Source organism: Sandaracinomonas limnophila, from assembly GCF_004005965.1.
GTDB classification, from domain to species: Bacteria; Bacteroidota; Bacteroidia; order Cytophagales; family Spirosomataceae; genus Sandaracinomonas; species Sandaracinomonas limnophila.
In genome coordinates this window covers 482,420-507,197 of sequence record NZ_SACY01000002.1, presented here as the reverse complement: position 1 = coordinate 507,197, position 24,778 = coordinate 482,420, and the positions used below count along the sequence as shown (strand labels likewise).

General features: G+C 35.6%; 25 protein-coding genes and 1 tRNA gene. 8 read left to right on the top strand and 18 right to left on the bottom strand.

All coding sequences use genetic code 11. From position 1 onward, the window contains the following. Positions 1–20: 20 nt before the first annotated feature. Positions 21–461, bottom strand: coding sequence for a nuclear transport factor 2 family protein (locus EOJ36_RS05935; RefSeq protein ID WP_164847854.1), 441 nt, complete (start codon positions 459–461; stop codon positions 21–23). 280 nt (positions 462–741) lie between these two features. On the opposite strand from EOJ36_RS05935, the gene EOJ36_RS05930 reads away from it, so the two are divergent. The 5 genes from EOJ36_RS05930 (at position 742) to EOJ36_RS05910 (ending at position 7,114) form a co-directional block, all read left to right on the top strand. Then, entirely contained in the window at positions 742–1,266 is a 525-nt protein-coding gene (locus tag EOJ36_RS05930; RefSeq protein WP_127803321.1) for a helix-turn-helix domain-containing protein, read from the top strand. 699 nt (positions 1,267–1,965) lie between these two features. Then, entirely contained in the window at positions 1,966–2,466 is a 501-nt protein-coding gene (locus tag EOJ36_RS11955; protein ID WP_164847853.1) for a helix-turn-helix domain-containing protein, read from the top strand. Between the two features lie 523 nt (positions 2,467–2,989). Further along, the gene (locus tag EOJ36_RS05920) at positions 2,990–3,658 is read left to right on the top strand and encodes a helix-turn-helix domain-containing protein (RefSeq protein ID WP_127803317.1); all 669 of its coding nucleotides are present in this window, start codon (positions 2,990–2,992) and stop codon (positions 3,656–3,658) included. 163 nt (positions 3,659–3,821) lie between these two features. Next, the gene (locus EOJ36_RS05915) at positions 3,822–5,975 is read left to right on the top strand and encodes a metallophosphoesterase (protein ID WP_127803315.1); all 2,154 of its coding nucleotides are present in this window, start codon (positions 3,822–3,824) and stop codon (positions 5,973–5,975) included. A gap of 89 nt (positions 5,976–6,064) precedes the next feature. Next, complete coding sequence (locus tag EOJ36_RS05910) at positions 6,065–7,114, top strand: aldose epimerase family protein (RefSeq protein ID WP_238944417.1); 1,050 nt, start codon at positions 6,065–6,067, stop codon at positions 7,112–7,114. A gap of 207 nt (positions 7,115–7,321) precedes the next feature. Here the strand turns inward: EOJ36_RS05910 and nusG are convergent, their stop codons facing one another. From nusG to eno, 5 genes are all read right to left on the bottom strand, one after another. Then, a complete protein-coding gene (gene nusG / locus EOJ36_RS05905; protein WP_127803311.1) occupies positions 7,322–7,927 on the bottom strand; it encodes a transcription termination/antitermination protein NusG in 606 nt (201 codons plus the stop codon). A gap of 30 nt (positions 7,928–7,957) precedes the next feature. Next, positions 7,958–8,149 (bottom strand): preprotein translocase subunit SecE, encoded by a 192-nt coding sequence (secE, locus tag EOJ36_RS05900; protein ID WP_127803308.1) that lies wholly within the window; start codon positions 8,147–8,149, stop codon positions 7,958–7,960. A gap of 37 nt (positions 8,150–8,186) precedes the next feature. Further along, positions 8,187–8,257, bottom strand: a tRNA-Trp gene (locus EOJ36_RS05895). Between the two features lie 66 nt (positions 8,258–8,323). Next, positions 8,324–8,638, bottom strand: coding sequence for an FtsB family cell division protein (locus tag EOJ36_RS05890; protein WP_127803306.1), 315 nt, complete (start codon positions 8,636–8,638; stop codon positions 8,324–8,326). Between the two features lie 5 nt (positions 8,639–8,643). Further along, positions 8,644–9,921: a phosphopyruvate hydratase gene (eno, locus tag EOJ36_RS05885; RefSeq protein ID WP_127803304.1), complete on the bottom strand. Its 1,278-nt coding sequence runs from the start codon at positions 9,919–9,921 to the stop codon at positions 8,644–8,646. A 136-nt stretch (positions 9,922–10,057) separates the two neighbouring features. Between eno and EOJ36_RS05880 the strand changes: the two genes are divergently transcribed. Then, on the top strand, positions 10,058–10,747 hold the full coding sequence (locus EOJ36_RS05880; protein WP_127803302.1) for a thioredoxin domain-containing protein: 690 nt from the start codon (positions 10,058–10,060) through the stop codon (positions 10,745–10,747). A 46-nt stretch (positions 10,748–10,793) separates the two neighbouring features. Here the strand turns inward: EOJ36_RS05880 and EOJ36_RS05875 are convergent, their stop codons facing one another. The 12 genes from EOJ36_RS05875 to EOJ36_RS05820 all read right to left on the bottom strand — a co-directional run bounded on the left by EOJ36_RS05875 (position 10,794) and on the right by EOJ36_RS05820 (position 23,019). Then, positions 10,794–11,795, bottom strand: a complete 1,002-nt coding sequence (locus tag EOJ36_RS05875; RefSeq protein ID WP_127803300.1) for an NAD-dependent epimerase/dehydratase family protein — start codon at positions 11,793–11,795, stop codon at positions 10,794–10,796. A gap of 48 nt (positions 11,796–11,843) precedes the next feature. Beyond that, a complete protein-coding gene (locus EOJ36_RS05870) occupies positions 11,844–12,503 on the bottom strand; it encodes an acetyltransferase (RefSeq protein ID WP_127803298.1) in 660 nt (219 codons plus the stop codon). Positions 12,504–12,515: 12 nt separating this feature from the next. Next, positions 12,516–14,036 carry a 2,3-bisphosphoglycerate-independent phosphoglycerate mutase gene (gene gpmI, locus EOJ36_RS05865; RefSeq protein WP_127803296.1) on the bottom strand — a complete coding sequence of 507 codons (1,521 nt, stop codon included), beginning with the start codon at positions 14,034–14,036 and terminating at the stop codon, positions 12,516–12,518. A 35-nt stretch (positions 14,037–14,071) separates the two neighbouring features. Further along, entirely contained in the window at positions 14,072–14,779 is a 708-nt protein-coding gene (locus EOJ36_RS05860) for a DUF5672 family protein (protein WP_127803294.1), read from the bottom strand. Further along, positions 14,780–15,772, bottom strand: coding sequence for a glycosyltransferase family 2 protein (locus EOJ36_RS05855; RefSeq protein WP_127803292.1), 993 nt, complete (start codon positions 15,770–15,772; stop codon positions 14,780–14,782). Then, complete coding sequence (rsmG, locus tag EOJ36_RS05850) at positions 15,759–16,385, bottom strand: 16S rRNA (guanine(527)-N(7))-methyltransferase RsmG (protein ID WP_127803291.1); 627 nt, start codon at positions 16,383–16,385, stop codon at positions 15,759–15,761. The genes EOJ36_RS05855 and rsmG overlap by 14 nt, the downstream gene beginning before the upstream one ends. A gap of 36 nt (positions 16,386–16,421) precedes the next feature. Further along, positions 16,422–17,255 (bottom strand): DUF2490 domain-containing protein, encoded by an 834-nt coding sequence (locus EOJ36_RS05845; RefSeq protein ID WP_127803289.1) that lies wholly within the window; start codon positions 17,253–17,255, stop codon positions 16,422–16,424. 57 nt (positions 17,256–17,312) lie between these two features. Then, complete coding sequence (locus tag EOJ36_RS05840; RefSeq protein WP_127803287.1) at positions 17,313–18,773, bottom strand: inorganic phosphate transporter; 1,461 nt, start codon at positions 18,771–18,773, stop codon at positions 17,313–17,315. Positions 18,774–18,858: 85 nt separating this feature from the next. Further along, a complete protein-coding gene (locus EOJ36_RS05835; protein WP_127803285.1) occupies positions 18,859–20,079 on the bottom strand; it encodes a tetratricopeptide repeat protein in 1,221 nt (406 codons plus the stop codon). After that, the gene (locus EOJ36_RS05830) at positions 20,057–21,613 is read right to left on the bottom strand and encodes an Rne/Rng family ribonuclease (RefSeq protein ID WP_127803283.1); all 1,557 of its coding nucleotides are present in this window, start codon (positions 21,611–21,613) and stop codon (positions 20,057–20,059) included. The genes EOJ36_RS05835 and EOJ36_RS05830 overlap by 23 nt, the downstream gene beginning before the upstream one ends. Before the next feature lie 240 nt (positions 21,614–21,853). Beyond that, positions 21,854–22,699: a tetratricopeptide repeat protein gene (locus EOJ36_RS05825; RefSeq protein WP_127803281.1), complete on the bottom strand. Its 846-nt coding sequence runs from the start codon at positions 22,697–22,699 to the stop codon at positions 21,854–21,856. 23 nt (positions 22,700–22,722) lie between these two features. Continuing rightward, positions 22,723–23,019: an HU family DNA-binding protein gene (locus EOJ36_RS05820; protein ID WP_127803279.1), complete on the bottom strand. Its 297-nt coding sequence runs from the start codon at positions 23,017–23,019 to the stop codon at positions 22,723–22,725. A 147-nt stretch (positions 23,020–23,166) separates the two neighbouring features. On the opposite strand from EOJ36_RS05820, the gene mutY reads away from it, so the two are divergent. Then, positions 23,167–24,240, top strand: coding sequence for an A/G-specific adenine glycosylase (mutY, locus tag EOJ36_RS05815; RefSeq protein ID WP_127803277.1), 1,074 nt, complete (start codon positions 23,167–23,169; stop codon positions 24,238–24,240). Between the two features lie 60 nt (positions 24,241–24,300). Beyond that, positions 24,301–24,759: a single-stranded DNA-binding protein gene (locus EOJ36_RS05810; RefSeq protein WP_127803275.1), complete on the top strand. Its 459-nt coding sequence runs from the start codon at positions 24,301–24,303 to the stop codon at positions 24,757–24,759. The last annotated feature ends 19 nt before the right edge of the window (positions 24,760–24,778 follow it).

Genomic DNA, 24,778 nt, shown 5'->3' with positions numbered 1-24,778 from the left:
CGAAGCGACGGGGGCGGTTGTTATTTCGGGCTTTTCGTTGTCTGCCAACTAACCATTTGCCAACGGCCGTCTTCGAAAATATACACTCCAGTATAACGTATTCTATTTACTGGTTGCTCTACACCGTCTTTAAGATTGGTAACATTTAATATTCCCGTATTAATACCGGTATTCCCATAAACTCTTTGCATCGATTCCTCTACTTCAATTTTGTGGTAGATCGTTTTTTTCGAAACGATTGATTCGATGTACGACTCTTTGTTGTCGATGGTAGCGGAAGAATGGCAATAATATAAATCTTTGTGTAGGGATTTTTCTAAACCGGCCTTATCTGCTGCAATCATTACCTTAAAACGATCAAGTTCTGCAGCCTTTAGACTTTCTTTACTTGGTTGGATTTTAGCAAATACGCTTGTACTAAAAATGAAAATAAATAGAGCGATTTTTTTTACATGTTTCATAGTTCTTTGTTTTTGTGCTTTGCAATATATGTAAAATTGTATGATTTTATGATCTTTCAATTGGGGCCTTTTCATTTTTTTTACACAAGCTAAATTTTTAAAAACAGGACTTTTATGTCCCCAAACACGATTTTTGCCAAATAGTTGACGTAAAAAAAATGTATTGTAGCCATATTTTTTGTCTAAAAAACTGTTTTGTCGCTTTTTTTTACACGTGCTGAATTTTAAAAATGCTTATTTCGTGGCATCACCTTTTTTTTTAAAATTTAGTACTTATAAAATGCACGCCTTTTCCATTAGCCTAATCTTTCCAATAGTTGGAATTATTTGGTACTTACTTGAAAAAAAACATAAAGAGAACAATCAGTTTTCTGATAAATATCGTAGCTCTAAATTTACTAATCCTATTTTGTCGAACAACCTTACAACTTTTGAAGCTTTAGAAATTTCTACCGAGCAAATTTCCAACGAAGAGATTGCCGCAGAAACGATAGATCAGTATTTTTCTGAGAATGAAGTATTTTTAAATTCTCAATTGACAGCAGAGTTGTTGAGCTCTGCGCTTCATTTGCATTCCCGTACGATTGGAAATAGTATTCGCAGGAAATATGGAATTTCATTTCGTGATTACATTAATCTTAAGCGTTTGGCGTATATTGAAAAAAACTTTCTAATTAACGGAGATTACAAAAAATATTCGTTGGATTATATTGGAGAATGTGCAGGATTTGGTACTCGACAAAGTTTTTACTTGGCCGTCAAAAAACATTATAATTGTACCCCAAAAGAGTTTTTTGAAAAATAGGTTCGCATTTATATTAATAATTCAATGTTCTACTTTATACTTAAAAATTTATACTTCTTTATCCTTCCAATTTTCTTTTTGTTGGTTGGAATAAGGCATATTTGCTTTAAGAGGAGTCCAGTTAGCTTATTTTTAGGTATTTATTTGCTTTCATTTTTTGTTCGAAATGTCTCAGCTTATTTTTTGGCTGAGCCAGAGATATCATTTGCACCGCATTTTTATGTCTATCAATCACTAATACATTACCTAATAGGACCTTCAGCCTATTTATATACTTATTTTGCGTTGAAACCTTACAAAAAGCTTACTTTTTGGTATGCCTTACATTTTTTCCCTTTCGTTTTTTACACTATTGAACTTTTCCCTTTTTTGATTTCTTCCTTAGAATATAAAAGGCAGGTTCTTGACGATTTTTTAAAAGTAAAAGAATTAATTACCTATAATAAAACAGTAGGTTTTGTTCCTAGAATATACCATACAATTGCTAAGTTTATTTCAATCTTAGTTTATACTTTTTTGTCAATCCAACTCTATATAAAAAGTTATTTTAATAGTGCAAAATCGTCCTTGTATTATAATAATAAACAACTTTACAGATGGTTGTTTTTTGATAATTTACTTAAATTCTTGTCATTAATTCTTATAACATTACAGGGATTTGGAATTTTTAACCCTTTTCATGGTTTTGCATTTCAACCTTTGGACGCATTCGTTTTTTCAGATGCCTTATATAATTTTATTTTTATAGTTTTTGCTCCAAAAATTCAATCGGGATTATTGTTTAAGAATTTTCAGGATGATTTGTTAAATCAAACAAGTAATAAAGATGAATCCATTAATGTAAAGCAAAAACCAAGGGATGCATTAATGGAAAAAATAAACATCTACATGGAGACTGAGGTGCCATTTATTGAGGATTCTTTTTCTATTAAAACAATGTCCCAAAGCTTGAATGTTACCGAGCGACAAGTTTCCACCATTATTAAGAAAACATACGATTCTAATTTTGCTAATTTTGTAGCGAAATGGAGATTGAACTATATCAAAAATATGCATTCAAGTTCCCCAGAATGGGCTAATTTTACCATTGAACAAATGGCTGAAAGGGCAGGTTTTGGGAGCAGGCAAACATTACACAAGGTGATTAACCGGATGTACAACCAAACTCCATCCGACTTTTTCAAAGAGTATCTAAAATAAAATCCTTTTCTTAAAATTTATGCATCAATTATACGATTTTCTACTTCAGTTCTTTATATTTTTTGCTTTCATCTATTCTATTTATTTTTTTGTTAAAGGGAGGAACATTCTTGCACTGCGTTTTTTTTCCTTACACTTTTTTGTTGTTGCTTTAATTTTAATTCTTTTCATTTTTTTTCAAAAAGATAACCTTTTAAAATACCCCTATACTTTTCGGACTATTTCGCCACTCATTTATTTATTGCCACCTTTGGGTTACCTTTCGTTTTTGTACTTTTTCTTTCCCAACAAGCAATTCAATAAGCTGCATTTACTTTTTTTTATTCCTTTTTTATTTCAATTACTTGAAAATACACAATATTATTTTGCAAGTTATGAGGATAAAATAAATGAAGTCAAATTATACATTCAGACGGGAGATTTGTTTTATCATAGTTCAAAATTTGTGTACTTAAATCCCTTGTATCATGTATATTTTAAGGTGTTTTTGTACTTTTTGTTTTCCTCTTTAACCATTAAAAATTTGGTTAAATTTCTTCAAGGAAAATTGGTTTTTAATCCTTGGAAATCAAAGAAATTTACTTATTGGATTCTTGGCATGATCGTATTGCGGGCTATCTCCAACTTGTTTTTATTATATCGATATATAGTAAATTATCAACCCTCGATTTCCCCGACAGGACTAGAATGGCTATTGAGTATGGACGCTTGTTTTTCCATCTTGTTTTTGATTTTTAATCCTGACATTTTAGATTTTCACTATTTAAAGGAATACCAAAAAAGCATTGAAAGTTCAAATGGGTCAGGAAATTCAGAAGAAGATTCATATCAAATTCATTGCGAGAATGTTTGCAAGGAAATTAATCAAATTTTGGAGGCGTATCATTATTTTACCAAATCAGAATGTACGGTAGAGAATATATATTTGCAATCTAAAATTCCGCAGCGAGTAATATCGTTTTCCTTCAGACAAGTTTATGGGATGTCTATCAAAGATTTTATAAATAAAAAGCGAGTGGATTATTTGATAGAACTGTATAAAAAAGATGATTTAATGAAAAAATATTCTTTAGATTATATCGGTGAGCTTGTTGGGTTTCAATCTAGACAGACATTATATAGTTGCACAGAAAAATTTTATGGCTGTACTCCTAAAACACTTTTTGAAAAAGTAGATATTACAGAAATATGATTTATTAGGTAATGAAAATGTTTTTTGTTTGGGGGAATGGCTCCCCTAACCCCGCCAGGGTGGCCCCCTGCAATTTACGCGTTTAAACTAAAAGTAAACTAATAAAATTTTAGGTATAATTTTGTAAATTGTCCCCAATAAAGCGAGTTGCCAAAGAAATTTTATGCTGGTCAAAAAAAATAAAACTTCAATTCTTATCCCTTTTTTCTGTTTATTATTTTTTCTGATTTCCGCTCAAGGGTTCTCACAGTCGTTCATTCGAAAACCTTATCTTCAAAAGCTTAGTTACCAAGAGGTAACTATTAAGTTTCGTTTGAAGAATAGCCTAAATGCAAAAGTTTTTTGGGGTGAAAATTTAAATGATTTAAATTTTTCAAAATCTACAAGTCTTTCAGCTACAGACCATTCAATTTTAGTCGATAACTTAAAACCTAAAACAAAATATTTTTATAAAGTACAGGCAGATGGAGAGCCTGTTTTGGGAGATTCTACTTATTATTTTATTACAGCCCCTAAAGTTGGCGCGCCGTCAAAATTTTCATTTTGGTCAATTGGCGACTTGTATCCTGGGCAACCGCAACAGGCAGTTTTAGATGGGTTTCTGAAATTTAGGAATAACAAATACACAAATTTATTTTTATCGGTTGGTGACAATGTGTACTGTGGTGGAACCGATGATTGTTACCAATCTAATTTTTTTGATGTATATCAGAATGCACCCATTATGCACCAGGCGGGACTTTTTCCTTCCACTGGAAATCACGACTATGACAGTAATACCCGGATTGTAGATAGTCCCGGTATGCCATATTATTCCATTTTTGATTTACCCAGTAAAGGTGAAATGGGGGGTGTTCCCTCTAATTCTGAGGGTTATTTTTCTTACAATTACGCAAATGTACATTTTGTTGTTTTAGAAACTCATGCGGTGGGAAAGGACAATAAACGACTTTTTGAGCCTGATAATATTCAATTAAATTGGCTAAAAGATGACTTAACTCAAAACAAACAAGATTGGACTATCGTTTATTTTCATTATCCTTTATACACTAAAGGATCTTACGATTCTGACGCTGTTTCAGATCTTATCAAATTGCGAGAAACACTTGCCCCTATTTTTGATCAATTTAAAGTTGATCTAGTTTTGACGGGTCATTCACACACGATGGAGCGTTCCAAACCAACGCTCAATCATTATGGACTTTCTAATACCTTTCAAGCTGCCACACATCAGCCACAAAATTCTTCTGGTGCCTACAATGGTACTGTTAACTCTTGTCCCTATTTCTTTGATCAAACCCAACCCAATAAATCAGGGGTGATTTATGTAACCAATGGTGCTTCTGGTGCAACAGGAAGACCTAGTGGGTTTGGACATTTAGAAATGATGCAATTTGATAAAAAGGACAAAGTGGGTTCTTTCTTTGCTGAGGTCGACGGAAATAAATTGGTAGGAAAATTTATTGATGATCAAGGTGAGGTTATGGATCATTTTACCGTATTCAAATCAAAAGATGGATCTTGTTCAAATTGTTTTGTAGCCCAACCCAATTACGGATGCGGCCCATCTGGGGTACCTAGTATTTTGAATTTTTCGAGTCCAGATTTTTGTCAAGGCCAAACGATAGAATTGACAGCAAAAGGCGATGAAAATTCCATAATTAATTGGACAGACCTCAAAGGTCAAAAAATCCAAGTAAATAAAAATGTAATTAATAGTACTGCATCTGGCTCAAAGGCCCAATATGTAAGTCAAACCGTAAATGGCTTTGAAAGTGAAAAACTTTTAGTACCAATTTATGTTCACCAGAATCCAATATTAGAAAATTCCATAATTGCTCCAGCCACTATTTATGCAGGAGTGTTGCAAGACTTTTCAGTAAAATTAAGCGATTCAATTAAAACCTATTCTTGGACCCCACCGGCTGGCTGGGAAGGCAGTTCAAACACTAATACAATAAAGCTCAAACCCAGTGCAATCAATGGAGACTTAAAAGTATTTGGAACTTCCAGTTTCGGATGCAAAAGCAATGAAGTGAAACAAACCCTACAGGTTCAAAATGTGTTAGGGATTGAAGAAAATGGTAATGAATTTAGAATATATCCAAATCCTGTTACTTCAGGGGTAATTAATTTAGAAGTCCCCAAGGAAATGATAGGTAAAAGTGCATCCTGGACTAACAGCTCTGGACAGACCCTTTCAGCTTTTATAATTTATCAAACCTTGCAACAAATTGTGGTTCCACGTTCTATGGACCAAGTACTTTATTTGCAGGTAAGTGGAAAAGGGTTGAAAGTTATGAATTATGATAAATAAATTGTTAATTCATAATTCATAATTCATAATTCAAAATGAAAACTTTGCTCACTTTGCTCACTTTGCTCACTTTTAACTCATTTGCACAAATGAATAATATTCAAAAATCTACTTTTGGCACCTTGCCAGATGGTCGAACAGCCGATTTATATACTTTAAAAAACAAAAACGGTATGGAAGCCCGAATCACTAATTATGGGGGTTTACTTACATATTTGACTGCGCCAGATAAAAATGGGCATTTTGATAATGTTGTCCTTAAATTAGAGTCTTTGGACGCTTATGTTAAAGGGAATCCATTTTTCGGTGCTTTAGTGGGTAGATATGGTAACAGAATTGCGAAGGGTAAATTTACCTTAGATGGCAAACAATATTCATTGTTCATCAACAATGGAGAAAATGCCTTACATGGAGGGAAGCAAGGATTTGACAAAGTACTCTGGTCGGCAAAAGCCATTGACGGTTCAGAACCAAAGTTGGAATTGACCTATTTGTCGAAAGACATGGAAGAAGGGTATCCTGGAAACCTATCAGTAAAAGTTACCTATACATTAAAAAATACCAACGCTATCTCTATAGAATACGAGGCTACTACCGATAAGCCAACAGTTGTGAATTTAACCAATCATACCTATTTTAATTTAACAGGAAATCCACAAAATAAGATTACTTCGCATCAAATCAAACTTGCCGCCTCGAAGTTCATTCCTGTAGATAAGGGCTTGATACCAACTGGAGAAATTAGGGCTGTCAAAGGCACCGCCTTCGATTTCACTACGATGCATACAATTGGAGATCGAATAGCAGCCAACGAAGAGCAGATTCAAATTGGAAATGGATATGATCATTGCTGGGTATTCGATAAAGACCCTAAGAAATTTGAGCAAGTTGTAGAAGTGTTTGAGCCAAGTTCAGGCAGAAAAATGAAAATGTTTACCGACCAGCCTGCTACGCAATTTTATACAGGAAACTTCTTGAATGGGACAGTAGAGGGTTTACCGGGACAATTCTTTCAGCAACGTTCAGGCTTTTGCTTAGAAACGCAGCATTTTCCAGATTCACCTAATCAACCGAAATTCCCAAGCACCGTTTTACGACCAGGGGAGGTGTATAAGACAAAGACGGAATACTCTTTTTAAGTGAAGAGTGAAAAGTGAAGAGTGAAGAGTGAAAAGTGAAAAATGAATAGTGAAACAATACTTTCTAGAGCCTCGGATTTAAATCCGAGGCTTTTTACTTTTTTAGTAGGCTGAGCCCTTGAAGCCACAAAAAAAGTCCGTAGTTTCCTACAGACTTTTTAATAAGATTTTTATTAGCCCACTTTGCTAACTAGCTCACTCTGCTCACTAATTAACAAGTTTCTCCACCTGCGCATAATTTAATTCAAGTGGTGTGCTACGGCCGAAGATTTTAACCATAACATGTAATTTACGGCTATGTTCGTTGATGTCTTCAACTGTTCCTTCAAAACTTGCAAATGGACCATCCATCACGCGAACTGTTTCTCCCTTGATGAATGAAATATTTTCAAATTCTTCAACAGCTGCAGCTTCGTCAACCTTACCTAACATACGGTTAACTTCAGACTGTGCCAAAGGCATAGGTTTTTTAACCATTACCTTTACTTTCTTGATTTTTCCACCTTCTACCTTAGTCTCTTCAATCTCCTCATTAGTAGATTGCAAGAAACCGATAACACCAGGAGTAGAAGTTAAGATGTGACTCACTTCACCTGCCAAGTCGGCCTCAATCATGATATACCCAGGGAACAAGTTTTTCTCACGAATCACTTTTTTACCCTTACGGATTTCATAAATTTTTTCTGTTGGGATTAAAATCTGAGGAACAGAATCTGCAACACCTTGGCGTGCCAATTCATTCTCCATGTAATTTTTAACTTTTTTCTCTTGTCCTGCTACTGCGCGAAGAACATACCATTTAGTTTCTGCCATCGAATTCTTGGTTAAAAGGCTATAGCTTTATTAAAAAGAACTGTAGAACAAATCTAAGCCAGATTTGAATGCTAAATCAACTAATCCTACTAATACAGCGAAGATTAATGATGCTACTAAAACCAATACTGAACTACTCTGTAATTCAGAATATTTTGGCCAGGTTACGTTTTCGGTAACCTCCACCCAAGATTCCTTGAATAAGGATGTAAATTTGCTCATAGCTGGCCCTAAAAGGGTTTTTAATTTATAAATTTTGCACGGGAACAAGGATTCGAACCCTGACCAAAGGTTTTGGAGACCTGCATACTACCATTATACTATTCCCGTAGAGAGGTGCAAAGATAGATAAAAAACTGAAAATAAAAAAATAAGCCGTATTGCACGGCTTATTTTTTATTCAATTCCATTATTTTGATCATCCACCAGAATGTAAATATCTTCTTTCGGGCGTTTCATAAAATACTTCTCTCTTGCGTATTTTTCTAATAAGGCCGGATTGCCCATTACCTGCCGCTTTTCCTTTTCTAAGGCTTTGAGCTGCTGTTGATAATAAACTTTTTCCGACTTCAAATGGTTTAATTCGCTGAATAATCTGTATTGAACCAAAAAATCATTCGTGTCCAAAAAAGCCATCCAAACAATCAAAGCGCAGGTTGTAATCACATAAAACCTATAAGGACCCCAAAACCAGCGCTTGATGAATTCCATTTAAATTAGAATTTTAAACCAGGGAAATATGCGTTTGCTCCTAATTCCTCCTCAATACGCAACAATTGGTTGTATTTTGCCATACGGTCTGAACGAGATGCAGAACCAGTTTTGATTTGTCCTGTGTTCAATGCAACTGCCAAGTCAGCAATTGTAGCATCTTCAGTCTCTCCCGAACGGTGCGACATAATGTTTTTGTATGAGTTACGCTTCGCCAAGTTAACCGTATCAATTGTTTCAGACAATGAACCAATTTGATTTACCTTAACTAACACCGCATTTGCTACACCTTTTTCGATACCTTCTTGTAGACGCTTTACGTTTGTTACGAATAAATCGTCACCTACCAATTGACACTTAGAACCGATCAATTTAGTTTGCTCAGCCCAACCTGCCCAATCGTCTTCAGCCATACCATCTTCGATAGAAATGATAGGGTATTTGTTTACCCAAGTCTGCCAATAAGCAGCCATTTCCATAGAATTCAATTGCTTACCATCCGATTTCTTGAAAGTGTACAAACCTGTTTTTTCATCATAAAACTCAGAAGAAGCAGCATCCATTGCAATGAAGATTTCCTCACCTGGCTTGTAACCTGCTTTTTCGATCGATTGTAAAACGATTTCGATAGCCTCTTCGTTCGACTTGATATTTGGTGCAAAACCACCCTCATCACCAACGTTTGTAGAATATCCCTTGCTTTTCAATACACCTTTCAATGCATGGAAAACTTCAGTACCCATACGTAAAGCCTGAGAGAAGCTCTCTGCTTTCGCTGGCATTACCATAAATTCTTGGAAGTCGATTGAGTTGTCTGCGTGTGAACCACCGTTTAAGATGTTCATCATTGGAACTGGTAAGGTGTTTGCATTTACACCACCGATGTAACGGTAAAGTGATAAACCAGCCTCTTGTGCTGCAGCCTTAGCAACCGCCATAGATACACCTAAGATTGCGTTTGCGCCTAAATTTCCTTTGTTTGAAGTACCATCTAATTCGATCATTAAACGGTCAATCATGTTTTGCTCAGAAACTTCTAAGCCCCATAATTCTTCAGCAATTTTTGTATTTACATTCTCAACCGCCTTTAAAACTCCTTTTCCAACGTAAACCGATTTGTCATCATCACGAAGTTCAACCGCCTCGTGGATACCTGTTGATGCTCCTGATGGTACCGCAGCTCTACCAAAAGCTCCGTCCTCTGTTCTAATATCAACCTCAACTGTAGGATTTCCGCGAGAATCTAAAATTTGTCTGGCGTGTACATACTGTATTGCACTCATCTTTTAAAAATTATAGTTTAAAATTATATTACAAATCTAATTGCATAAATTGCAGTGCAAAATAAGGGAAAATTTACCAAATTTCCATCCTATTTTTGTACTTAACTCATTAAATATCTGTTAATAAGCTTTTTATATGAAAAATATTCTTGGCATATTCCTATTTACTTTTGGGATTTCATTTTTGTCCTATTCCCAGACCGTAGAACCTGATGCATTTGAAAAAGCTATCAAAGAAAATCCAACTGCATCCTTGGTGGATGTTCGTACCCCAGGAGAATTTGGTGGGGGACACCTACCCAAGGCCCAAAATATTGATTTCCGTTCTCCAGAATTTTTGGAAAAAATCAAAGGTTTAGATAAATCTAAGCCAATTTTAGTGTACTGTCTTTCGGGTGGTCGCTCCGCTCAAGCCGCTGAAATAATGCGCAAAGAAGGTTTTCAAGTCACAGAATTGAAGGGTGGCTATTTGAAATGGACTACCAAAATGAAACCTTTAGAAGGTGTTCCCGCAGTGAAACACGACCAGGCTTGGAAAAAATCTGATTTTGATACCATTATTCAAAAGGAATCTCATGTTGTTGTTGATTTTTTTGCGAAATGGTGCGCACCTTGTATCAAAATGATGCCAATTGTTGACAAATTGGCTACCGAATTCGACGGAAAAGTAAAAGTTTTAAAAGTAGAGGCAGACGGGAATCAAGCCATCTTGCAATCTTACGGAATTGATGAGATTCCCGCATTTTTGGTATTCAAAAATGGGAAATTAATTCAAAAAGTTACAGGATTTCAGGAAGAAGAGAAGTTGAAAGCCTTTTTTCAATAAAAAAAAGCCCTAAATTTTTAGGGCTTTTCATGATTATTTTTTCAGACTAGTTTTTCCAAAATTGGTAAATTCCTTTTTCTAATTCATAAGTTGGCCATACAAAACGCTCTCTGTTGGGTTGTGTTTGTGCCCATTCCCACATCTTTGTTAGACCATCTTCCAAATCGGTGGTGTGTTTAAAGTTCAATAATTCTACCGATTTTTCCCAAGTTGGAATCGAGTGCTTAACTTCATGGCGAGCTTCTAAATATTCAATTTCCCCTCCACCTAATATTTTCACTAAAATTTCGGCAGCATGTTTGATTGAATATTCTTTTATTCCCCCCAAATTGATGATTTCTTTACTTGCTTCTGGTAAAACAGCGGCATTCCAGAAGGGTTCTAATGTGTCATCTATAAAACTAAATGCTCTCGTTTGTAAACCATCACCAAAAATGGTTAATTTTTCATTGTTCAGATATTGGTACATCCAAATACCTAATACATTTCTGTATTTGTCCCAAATATTTTGCTTAATACCATACACATTGTGAGGTCTAATAATACACCAATCCAAATTGTGCTGTTCTCCAGCTATCTGAATGTCCATTTCACAGGCATATTTTGCAACACCATAAGGATCTATTGGTTTAGGTATTTGTTCTTCGTTGAAAACCCCACCATATCCTTCACCATAAACTGCCAAAGTTGAGGTAAAAACGAGTCTTTTAACGTTATTCTTGATGCATTCGTTAACAATTAGGGCAGTTGCACGCAAATTGTTGTCGTAATTATAAGTTCTAATAAAAGGGGATAAACCCTCTGCTGCATAGGCCGCGAAATGAAATACGTAAGTTGGCTGGTGTTTATTAAAAATCTTCTCAACTTCCTTTACGTCAGATACAAGATTGGTTTGATAAAACACCACCTTTTCATGGATATTTTCCTTGTACCCGCCCGACATATCATCGATTCCTACAACTGTATATTCAGGTTTGTTTTCAATTAACCAATCTGCAAATCTACTTCCAATTAGTCCGGCAACACCTGTAATTAAAATTGAACTCATTTTAAACGCTGTGATTTTGAAATATCCCACAAAGGTAGAACATTTCGATTAAATCTTTATATCCTTACTACTTATCTTAGCAACCTCTGCCGGATTTCCCTTCCAAATAGTCCAAGGCTCTGTTTTTTGTTTGGTTAAATTACTTCCCATTGCTATGAGTGTGCCTTCTCCTAAATTAGAAAGGTCTCTTATGGTTGCATTTACGCCAAAAAAGCAATAATCACCTACAATACAACGTCCTGAAAGTACTACGTGCGAGGTGAAAAACACATGGTCGCCAATAGTGCCATGGTGACCAATGTGATTCCCCGACCACAACACACAATTATTCCCAATTTTTACAAAGGGCTGAATCGTGTTATCTTCTAAAATAAAACAGTTTTCACCAATTTGATCGGTAAGAACTGTAGCTTTTGAACTTATATAGGAAATAAAAGAGTATCCTTTATCTTTGGCTTCTTGATATATCCTTGCACGCATTCTATTCATTTCGCGCTCTGTTAAAGGAGCGAAAAAGGAAAATTCTGTAGGTGGGTAAAGTTTTTCAACTTCCTCAAATGGAACAAGTGGAAGTCCTTTGTAGCTTGGCTCTTTGATGTATTCTTGATTGACCGTGAAGGCAACGACTTCATGCTCACTATCTGTTTGTAAATAGAATAAGGCTAATTCTGCCGTTAATTCATTACCAAAAATTACAACTTTTGCCATAAATTCAATTATTTAAAACAATGTTTCTCCTGTCATTTCTTTAGGTTGTGCAACTCCCATCATTTTTAATATGGTAGGTGATACATCTCCCAATTTACCATTTTTCATGGTAGGATGGAAGTCTTTGTCGACTAAAATACATGGCACCAAATTTGTAGAGTGAGCAGTATTTGGGCTTCCATCTTCGTTGATCATCACATCTGCATTTCCATGGTCAGCAATAATAATGAAAGAATAGCCATGTTGTAATCCAGTTTCAACTACTGCCTGCGCACAAGCATCAACGGTTTCGACCGCTTTTACTACTGCAGAGAAAACACCCGTATGGCCAACCATGTCTGGATTCGCAAAATTTAAACACACAAAATCAACTTCTTCTTTTTCCAATTCAGGAATTAGGGCATCACGCAATTCTCCTGCCGACATCTCTGGCTGTAAGTCGTACGTTGCTACTTTTGGAGAATTTCTTAAAATGTTTGTTTGTCCTTCAAAAGGTTGTTCTCTACCTCCTGAGAAAAAGAAGGTTACGTGTGGATATTTTTCTGTTTCTGCTATTCGAATTTGCTTTTTACCTGCTCCTTCCAACACCTCACCCATTGTCATTGGTAAATTAGAATCATTGAAAATTACACGAACTCCTTGGAATTCTTTGTCATATTCAGTCATGGTCAAATAATACAAATTCATTTTGTACATATTTTGCTCATGGAAATCTTTCTGGGTCAAGGCTTGTGTAATTTCTCTACCTCTATCTGTTCGGAAATTGAAACAAATAACCACATCGCCCTCTTCAATTTTTGCAACTGGTGCACCAGCAGCATCTGTCATAATGATCGGCTTGATGAATTCATCCGTAACATTTTCTGCATACGATGCTTCAATGGATTTCAAAACATCTTGACTTGGTGTGCCTTCGGCTTTTACCATGGCATTGTAGGCTAATGCTACACGCTCCCAGCGATTATCGCGGTCCATGGAATAATATCTACCTGTGACTGAAGCAATTTTTGCCCCTGTTTTTTGACAATGATTTTGTAAGTCTGTTAAAAATTTCAATCCAGATTTTGGATCACAATCACGACCATCCGTAAATGCATGAACAAAAACGTTTGATAAGCCAGCCTCTTGAGAACTGCTTAACAAAGATTTTAAATGCTCAATGTGTGCGTGCACCCCCCCATCTGAAACCAAACCGATGAAATGAACCGATTTGTTATTTGCCTTTGCATAATCAAATGCTTTGGCTAACTCAGGCTCTTGTCCCAATGTATTTTCAGTAACAGCCTTATTGATTCGCACCAAATTTTGATAAACCACTCTACCAGCACCCAAATTCATGTGTCCAACTTCCGAATTTCCCATTTGTCCTTCTGGTAAACCAACGGCTAGGCCAGAGGCCTCTAGCTTAGAATGAGGATATTTTTGGTATAGAGAGTCAATAAATGGAGTTTTTGCTGCATCAATGGCAGAAACCTTTGGGTTGGTGGCAATTCCCCAACCATCTAAAATCATGAGTACTACTTTCTTGTTCACGGTATGATGTCAATTTTTTTACAAAAATACGACATTTAACCCATAAATTGACTCCAAAACTGGGGATTAAATTTTTCCCAGGCATGGCAACCAAAAGGCAATTGTTTTCCGTTTAATTCATAACATTTTTCTGGCTCTGCTTCAAAAGCAAATTGAAGCGCCGTTTGCCAAGTAGGCAAATTAAATAAGAATCGAAGTGGCCATGCTCTTCTTAGTTGAAAGGAAAACAAGGCGTCTTCATGTCCAGGCCATTCTGGATAAAACAAATGATAGATATTGAGTAATCTGATAAAAGAAGATATTTTTCTCAAGGATAAACCACCGTTTAATAGGAGTGGATTCCATAGCGAATTTTTGTAGCCAGGATTGTTAAAATGGTTTTCGTTTAATTGGGGGGCACCAATATAATCGAAGCCTTTTTCACACCATTCGAGCAGTTGATCAGAAAAAACAAATGTGTCAACTTGGTAAATTAACATGTATTCGTAATCTTGGAAAGATTTGTAAAACTCTTTGGTTACCAAAAATTGATTATAGGATTTTGGACTTTTAAAATATTTTTCGTCAAAATACTTAATTTGGTAGTTTTTTATGGTTGAAAAATAGCTAGGATTTAAACCTTCCGGTGCCGCAAAATAGATAGGATAATGTCCCAGAATTTTTTGGCATTGCGCAAGAGATTTTTGCTCATCTTTGTTGAGCTCCTTTTGATGAACCGGAATGACAATTACAACCTTTTTCATTTATTCAAAAATATCACCTAAAACTGTTCTCCACCATTTCCCCACTTCATTTGTTTTATAACTGCCTGAAACTAATTTTTCAAAAATAGGTACTATTCTTAAAATTCTGTTTTTAGGCAAATTATACCTAAATTCAAAATGTTTATACCTATTGAAAATTTTATTTCGTACATTTTCGGAGAATAATTCATTTTTAGAAAAGTATTCATTTAGGGCTTTTGCCTTTTGTAACTTTGGTAATACCTTTTCCAGTTTCGCTTCCGTACCCCTTGTTAATCTGTTCCATATTGAAACATTGTTTAAATTTGGACGAAAACCTACTTGTTGACTTTCATGCTCCCTATACTCTATTAAACATTCGTTTGTAAATCCAATTTGATTGAATGCTGCTAGGTACATGGCCGCCCAACCATCATGAATTAATTCAGGAAATAAATCAGGTGTAGGAAATAGCTTGTCAATTACCTTTGAACGGACAGCCAAAGTTGCACCTGTTACAACATATCCTCTTAATAAAATATCAAACGCCTTGCCTGCCCGCCAATTTTGCTGTGCTTTTTCTGTAAATTCAATAGATTCAAAAGAGGTTTTCCCTTTTTGTTTTCCATTGGAGTCAATTATTTCTGCATTTGAAAAAACGGCTTGCCATTCTGGATGCATATCAAACATTTCTAGCGTGCGTTTAACTTTGTTTGGCAACCAGCGGTCGTCTTGGTCTGCAAAAAAGATAATGTCTCCTGTGCATTTTAAGGCACATGCCTCAAAATTTTTAGTGGAGCCTAAATTTTTTTCGTTTGAAAAAATTTGAAAATCAATACTCTTTCTCCCAATAAATTCTTTCGCAATGTCTAAGGTTCTGTCTTTAGAACCATCATCGCAAAGAATAATTTCGTGCACAGGTAATGTTTGTTGAAAAATACTCTCGAGTTGTTCTCTGAGATATTTTTCACCATTATATGTACAAAGTGCAACAGAAATTTTACATTGGGACATACACTAATTTTTTGGTCTCAAAAAATTCCTCCTCAAAGTAATCGTACAATTCAATTACTTTATGTTTTTTCCCAAATTCCTCTAATTCTTCCTTTAAATCACCACCTTTCAAACAGATTAATCCGTTCTTTATTTTGTGGTAATTGTTGCGATTAATTTTAAATTTAACCCAATCATAAAATGGGGCCATTCGGGTTACTGCGCGACTAACAATGAACTCATAATCGGTAGTCAATTGCTCTGCCCGGCCATGAATTGCCAACACATTTTTTAATCCTAAAGCCTTTGAAACTTCTTCAACCACTCGTATTTTTTTACCGATTGAATCGATTAAAGTAAATTGGCATTCAGGAAACATAATGGCCAACGGGATTCCAGGAAAACCTCCACCTGTACCTACATCTAAAATTTCTGATCCAACATTAAAGTCAATAAATTTCGCTATTGCCAAAGAATGTAACACATGATGTTCCATCAAATTTTCAATGTCTTTTCTTGAAATGACATTTATTTTTTCATTCCACTCCTGGTACAATGGAAAAAGCAGCTCGAATTGCTTGAGCTGCTTTTCTGTAATTTGAGGAAAATATTTTTTAATGATTTGTGCTTTCATGTTCTTCGAAAGTACAAAGATAAAAAATTGCTTTTGCTATTTCTTAAATATCCCTTCGAAATTTGAAATGGCTAGATTTAACTGTAGGATATTGTTTACATCTACGTTGTTTTTGTCAGCATTGTTGAAACGAAAAATTACCTGTTGCATGTAACCCGCTTCTACAGAATAAAATTTGTTAAATCTGTACCCTAATCCGATTAACACCCGGTTTTGATCTAATAAATTGACGTTAGCAACATTTTGTCCCATGTTAACAAATAATTCATTATAGGCTTGTGCATACAATGTTTTATCTTCCATTTTTGTTTTATTCAATGGCATTGTACCCTTTAACTGGTAACGAAATCTTTCTTTGAAAGTTGATGTGCTAAAATCTCCTCCATATAAAAAGCTTTTCTCGTCCACCGACTGATTTGCACCCAACCACCTGAATTCATAGCGTAAACGGTGATCAATTTTTAATCGACCAATTTGTTGTGATAAAATTACTTGTGGTGCTATTCGTAATTCTGCGAAAAATGCAGATGGTTTTCCATCTTTAAATCTATTTGATCCAATCCAACCCAGTGGCATTAGTGAAAATCTAACATTTGGATTTGCTTGATAATGAATATAAGGGCGGAAAACATGTTGATTAAGGTTGTTATAAGGATTTCCCGAAGTAGTACTTTCGTTATAATCTCCTTGCATATCTTCTCTTCTGTGTTGGTTTTCAATTTGCCAAGAAAACTTACCAGCTAATTTTCCCGAAACATTTAAATCGGTCCAACCATTAGAAATATGATAATAAGAACGTGGCCCTTGTCCATAGGAATTGGACATAAAAAGGGTGAGTGCCACCAAAATGGCTCCAAATATTTTTTTCATTTTATATTGGTGTTGAATAAACGGGGGAGGGGTCCCCCGTTAAATTTGATTAAATTTTTATGCAGCAATCCATCTGAATAAGACGAATAATGAGGCAGAAAGGATGATTGTTACAGGTAAGGTTAAAACCCATGCCATTACGATACTTTTTACAGTTCCTCCTTGAAGGTTTTTAATACCTTTTGATGCTACCATTGTACCTGCAATCCCAGATGATAAAACGTGGGTAGTACTCACTGGCCATTTGTATGCAGTTGCCAAGCCAATAGTTACGGATGCAATTAATTCTGCAGATGCACCCTGGGCATAAGTCAAATGGTGTTTTCCAATTTTTTCTCCAATGGTAACTACAATTCTTTTCCAACCTACCATTGTTCCTAAACCTAATGAAAGCGCTACCATCCACATTACCCATCCTGGTGCAAAATCAGTTACACCTGCAATACCACTTGAAGAGTTTCCTCCAAAACTAAAGAATGGTGCTTTATCTCCTTGTGTTGCTTTTTTCAAAGACTTTTTATCTGCATCTGAAAGTGCAATGGATTCGCTCTCTAATAATTTTTTGGAATGTTTATTAATTGTTAATGCAGCCTTGCGCACATCAAATTTTTGAGAATTTGATAAATTTTCGCTGTTGAAAGTAGGAGCATTTACAATTGTATTTAAATCAGAACTTGATGTAACTAATTTATGATAACTTTCTCTTTCTTTTTCTGATAATGGAACTGTATCTATTTTTGCAGAAATGGTTTGAACAACCGCTAAGCTGGTTTTTACTTGACTAATATTTAAATTCGTATTTATAGCAAAATAACCTGGTAAAAAAGCAATTAAAATTACCATTACCAAACCAATTCCTTTTTGTCCATCATTTCTTCCATGGAAAAAAGACACTAATGTACAAGTTGCGATCAAGATACCTCTAATCCATGTTGGAGGAGGGGAATTTTTCTTAGGCTCTTTGAAAATTTCTTTGTTTTTTACTGATTTTTTCAAAACATACATTAGGATAATTGCCAAAGCAAAACCAAATAATGGAGACAATAATAACGCTTGCCCTATTTCTAAAGCTTTGTCCCAATTGATACTTGAAATGCCTTTATTTGAATTTTCAGGTAATAATGCGTGACCAACGCCAATACCGATAATTGAACCAATTAAAGTGTGAGAACTTGATGCAGGAATACCGAAATACCATGTGCCCACATTCCACAAGATTGCTGAAATCAACATAGCTAAGGCCATTGACATGGAGTGATAAACATCTGCGTCTATGAGAAGCTCTGTGGGTAGTAGCCCAATGATACTCATTGTTACACCTACTCCTCCGGTTAATAAACCTAGGAAATTCATAAATCCAGACCAAACTACTGCTTGGGTTGGTTTTAAGGAATGTGTGTAAATAACTGTTGCGACTGCATTGGCTGTATCATGAAATCCGTTCACGAATTCAAATGCACAGGCAGCAAAAAGGCAGAAAAATAAGAGGAAAAATAGAGTTGGTTCTAGTCCAAACATTGTTTTAAAATTTATATTGGTGCAAATATGATTGCAAAACTATACAAACTTTGTAAAGTCAATGTTAAGGAATTGTTAAATTTGTTTACTTAGACTTTCTCCTTGCTTTTTTGGCCTCTGAAAGCAGTTTTTTGGCCTCTGAATGTTGAGCCGATTTTTTATCTGCATTCTCTAAAACATTTTTGCAATAGTCTACCGCCTTATCATAATCTTTTGTTTGAAAGGAGATTCTTGCCAAACCTAGTAAAGAAGCCCAATAATAACCAGATTCTTTGGTGCCAGTTTGATTTGAAAAATCAATGCATTTTTCGAAGTACATTTTGGCCTCAGGAAGGTTGCGTAAAACATATAATTGATAATAGCCCAAAATATAACTTGCATATCTGCCCGAAACTGCTTCATAGCCTACTTCATGATTATCTATTCGCTCTAAAATTTGTTTTGACAATAGCGTTGCCTCCTCCATATTTCCCTGCATATAGGCCTCCCTTGCATGGTATCTGTGGAAATAAGGATTGTCAGGATAATTTTCGTGTGTGTATTTTGCCAAATCATAGGATTTATTACTCATGCCTTCCATTGCATAAATTTGTAATAAAAAATACCTTGCTTCTGTTCGAGTGTAAAAAGCTTGGTAAACGGCCTTTTCAATTTGTTTGATACCCTGGTCTTTGTTAGCCTTTGGGAACAACCACAAAACAGGTCTCAACAGGGCAAAATTCTTTTTGATGAAGTGGTAATAATAATTGTACAAACCATCTCCAAATAATATTTCAGGACTAAAGTCTGCAAAATCTCTGCACTCTTCTAAATATTTCAAGGCATTTCTGGCCGCCCAGGTAGCTCTGGTCCAATGTTGTCTTTCAGCATGTAACCTGCCTTTAAAAGCATAGGATGCGGCCAAAATAAATGCAGCTTCCGGATTCTCGGTATCATCCCAAATTTTTTCAGCCTTTTCAATACTCGAATCCATGAATTCGTTGAAACGTTCATCATAAATTTCATTTTGGGTGTTTGGTACAATTTTCCACCATTGTACAAGTCCAAGTAATAAATCGGGTAGGGGATGTTGGGGGTATTTGATTTTAAGATAATTAAATTCCCTTTCTGCTTCCGGGAATTTGTAATTATACATTTGGTTAATGGCATAGGTAGCCTCCACTTGAAATTCGGAGGTGAAAAGCAACATTCCTTTGGAACGCTCTTTTTCTGCTTCTTCTGTCTTTTTCCACCATTGTGCGTTTGCATTTAGTGAAAAAAGACAAAGAAGTAGTACTAAAAATTTAAGACGATAATTCAATTTCATCCTCGTTTCGGTTTAAAAATTTAAAGTCTGTTAAACCTAAAGAAGAATCTTCTCTCAGTTTAATCCAGGTTTTGAATTTGAAAAACCACTTCATTCGGATAGAAGGGAAGCCTTTTGTAAAGTAAGCAAAAAGGAAAGGGTGCACTAAAATAGTCAAATCCTTTTCGTTTTGCTTTGAAACCAAATGCTCAACGTGTTGTGCAATGATTTCTGAAACTGCAATGCTTGCCGTGATTGTTCCTGTTCCGCCGCAAGTTGGACAAGATTCAACAGTGGAAACATTCATTTCTGGTCGGACCCTCTGACGAGTAATTTGCATTAATCCAAATTTGGACAAAGGCAATATTGTGTATTTGGATCGATCAGGGCGCATTTCGTCACGCATTAAATCTTGAATTTTCTTCCGATTTTCTGCTTTTTTCATATCGATGAAATCAACTACAATGATTCCACCCATATCTCTTAGACGAAGCTGTCGCGCAATTTCTTTGGCTGCTTCTTGGTTCACACTTACAGCTGTGGCTTCTTGATCTTGCTCAGAATTGGATTTATTCCCTGAGTTTACATCAATAACATGTAAGGCTTCAGTGTGTTCAATAATCAAATATCCACCACCTGGTAAAGATACAGAACGACCAAATAGCATCTTTAATTGCTTTTCAATGCCTACTTGTTCAAATAATTTTGTTTTCCCAGTATGTAGTTTGACTATTTTTTCTTTTTCAGGGGCAACATGATGCACATAATCCTTGGCTTCTTGATAAACCTCAGGGCTATCCATCATCACGTTGTCAAAATCATTGTTTAATAAATCGCGCAACATGGAAGTTGCTCGACTCATTTCTCCAATAATTCGGTCATTAGGCTTCGCATTGCCTAATTTCTTAATTCCATCTTCCCATTTGGCGATGGAATCGCGAAGGTCCATTTCCATTTCTTCAATGGCTTTTCCCTCCGCTACAGTACGTACAATCACCCCAAAGTTTTTGGGTTTTACAGACGACATCAACTTTTGCAAGCGATTTCTTTCTGCTTTAGATGTGATTTTTTTTGAGATATTTACCCCATTTGCAAAGGGAACCAATACCAAAAATCTTCCAGCAATGGATATGTCGCACGATAAACGAGGTCCTTTGGTAGAAATAGGTTCTTTTACTACCTGTACCAAAATAGGTTGACCCTTGGTCAATACCTTGTCAATCTTTCCTAGTTTATCAATTTCCTCATCCAATTTTATTTTTTCCACTTTGGCATTTTTCCCATTTTGGGTCATTGCCTCTTTGGTAAATTTATTGAGGGTATTTAGGTGTGGACCTAAATCATGATAATGTAGGAATGCGTCTTTTTCATATCCAATGTCGATGAAGGCAGCATTTAAACCCGTAACCAGTTTGCGCACGGTTCCTAGGTAAATGTCGCCCACAGAAAATTGGGGTTCCGACTGCTCTATATGGTATTCTACTAACCTTTTGTCTTGCAAAAGGGCAATTCTATCACCCGTGGGTGTAGAATTAATGATTAGTTCATTACTCACAATTGTTCAGACGAAAAATGATTTAGATAGATATAAACACAAAAAGCAGGCAATTAATTTAAATGCCTGTTTTTTGTGTTAAACTTCACAGAAATAAGGAATTATTTCTTCTTGTGACGATTCTTTCTAAGTCTTTTCTTTCTTTTGTGAGTTGAGATCTTATGTCTCTTTCTTTTCTTTCCGCAAGGCATACCTTTAAGCGTTTATATTGTAAAAAATGTACGAGTTTGATTTTCAAACTCAATGGCTTTGCATTTCTGCAAGTAGTTCTTTCGCTGCTTTGATTTCCTCTGAGTCTTTGCTAAGCTTTTCAACTCGTTTTAAATGTTCCACAGCTTCTGATTTTTTCTCTAATTGCGCCAAACAAAAACCAAGGTTTAACTCGGCTTTGTAGTTGTTGGGCTGCAACTTTAAGATCTGTGCGAATCGCTCTGAGGCTTTCCCAAATTGATTCGATTTGATGGACAAAACACCCAAATCAAACAATGCCGGCACAAATGTCGGGTCTTGTTCAATCACTTCGCGTAAAAGAGTAATCCCTTTCATCGGTGTTTGAGTGTCCACATATGTCATTGCAAGATTTGATTTTACCAATAGGTTATTCGGATCTTGCGACAATATTTTTTCGAAAAATTCTCTAGCCTTTGCTCCCATAGCTTGTCCTTTTTGTGCATTTAATGCATAGGTTTGGGCTTGGAAATAAAGTTCTGCTGTCATGTTCCAATTTGCCACTGAAGGGTGTTCATTGGTGTATTTTTCAGCATAAAATCCTGCACTATCCAATCGATTTCCTTCTGAAAATGCCTTTAAGAGCTCTTTCAAGGAATTTAATTCTTTTGGACCTCCTTTCGCTTGGGCTAATTCCATTTTCAATCCTGCGATTTTCTTTTGGAGAGCCTCAGAAATTGGAGCCGCATGGCTAGTTTCTTCGTTTTTCTCTTCTTTCAATGTTTCTCCACCCGCGTCTCGGTTGGCAGCTCCTGCCGAAGCAAGATTTTGTTTACTCACATTTCCTTTCGGCAATTGAAATAATCCGTAAATCAATGCCAGTCCAACGCCAATAATAATCAAAAATGACTTTTTCATAAGCTTGAACCATTTAAAAGGCCCTAGTTTTCTGTAGGTACTACACTAGTTTTAACTTGCTCAACAAACACTTTAGCTGGTTTAAAGCTAGGTACATAATGTTCGTCAATTGTGATAGCCGTATTCAGTGAAATGTTTCTTGCTATCTTTTTAGCTCTTTTTTTGTTGATGAAACTTCCGAAACCTCGGATGTAAATGTTTTCTTGTTTAGCTAAATTATCTTTTACTACTTCAAAAAAGGTTTCTAATGATTCTGAAACATCTTTTTTTTCAATCCCTGTTTTGCTGGCAATCTCAGCAATTACATCTGCCTTAGTCACAATAATTAATCTTTAAAAATTCTCTTTCACTAAAAATAAATATTCCTTTTGGGAACGGGGACACAAAAGTAATGCTTTTCTCTCAAATTTGAAAAGGTCTTGTTGGATTTATCTAAAAAAAATTAAAGTATCTTTGAAGGTATCATTATGTCAACTATTCATCCTTTTTCTGAACAATTAGTAAGCTGGTATGAAAAAAATGCCCGCGATTTGCCTTGGAGGCAAACAAACGATCCGTATTTAATCTGGTTGTCGGAAGTAATTTTGCAACAAACCCGAGTAGCGCAGGGCTTACCTTACTTTGAAAAATTCAAAGAAAACTTTCCTACAGTTTTTGATTTAGCAGCTGCTCCCGAAAATGTATTACTTCGGCATTGGCAAGGACTTGGCTATTATTCCCGAGCAAGAAATTTACAAAAGACGGCCAAAATAGTAGTGGAACAATTTAAGGGGTTCTTCCCCAAATCCTACCAAGAACTTATAAAACTGCCAGGAATTGGGCCGTATTCTGCCGCAGCCATTAGTTCCTTTGCCTTTGGTGAACCCCATGCAGTGGTTGATGGAAATGTTTTTAGAATTTTGGCAAGGTACTTTGGAATTGAGGTCGATATCGCAGATTCAAAAAACCGTAAAATTTTTGAAAAACTAGCCAACGACTTACTCATAAAGTCCCAAGCTGCAAAATTCAATCAAAGTATCATGGAATTCGGCTCGCTTCAATGCAGTCCTTCTCCCAATTGTGATGGTTGCCCTATTAAAATCGGTTGTTTTGCATTTTTAAATGGGAAGGTTAACTCTTTGCCCGTAAAGACAAATAAAGTAAAAATTTTAAGTAGGTTTTTTAATTATTTTGTCATTGAAAAAAATAATAAAATTTTGGTCAAAAAAAGGGCAAATAAGGATATTTGGGAAGGTTTATATGAGTTTTATTTAATTGAAACGGAAAGTGTTTTAAGTTTACAAGAAATCTTGCTTAATGACAAAAAAATAGCATTTTTTGCAAATTTTACAAATGAATTACCAGCTCCTAAACCTCATCAATTAAGTCATCAAAAGATTTATTCCAAAGCATTTCATGTCCAAATTCCTGATAATTTTGAATTTGAATTAGGCGGGGAATATGAGTGGAAATCGGCCATAGAGCTTGAGGAATTGGGAAAACCAGTATTAATTGGAAATCTAATAACTGATAATTTTCAATTGCCTGTTTTCAATTCTTAGAATCCTTTTTACATTTGAAGCGGAAATGTATTCCCCTTTTCACTTTAAACAATTTTAATCATGGCAGGAGTAAACAAAGTTATTTTATTAGGAAACCTTGGACAAGATCCAGAGATTCGTCATTTGCCGAGTGGCACTAAAGTCGCAAATTTTAGTATTGCAACTTCCGAAAGTTATGTAAATAAGGAAGGGCAAAAAGTTGAACAAACAGAATGGCACCGAATTGAATTATGGGATGGTTTAGCAAATATTGCTGAACAGTATTTGAAAAAAGGCAATCCTGTTTACATCGAAGGTAAAATTCGGTCAGAAGAATACCAAGATAAGAGTGGCAATACGGCTCGTTCGTATAAAATAAGAGCTACATCGATGAATTTAATTGGTTCTAGGACCGATTCCAATGCTGGTGTACAAGCCGCTAAACCTGCACCAGGAATGGGTAATCTGGGGAGTCCTTCAGTGAATGAGCCAGTAGTAAAATTAGAGGCCATGGATGAGGATGATGTTTTGCCATTTTAATGGTTTTTATTATTTTTGT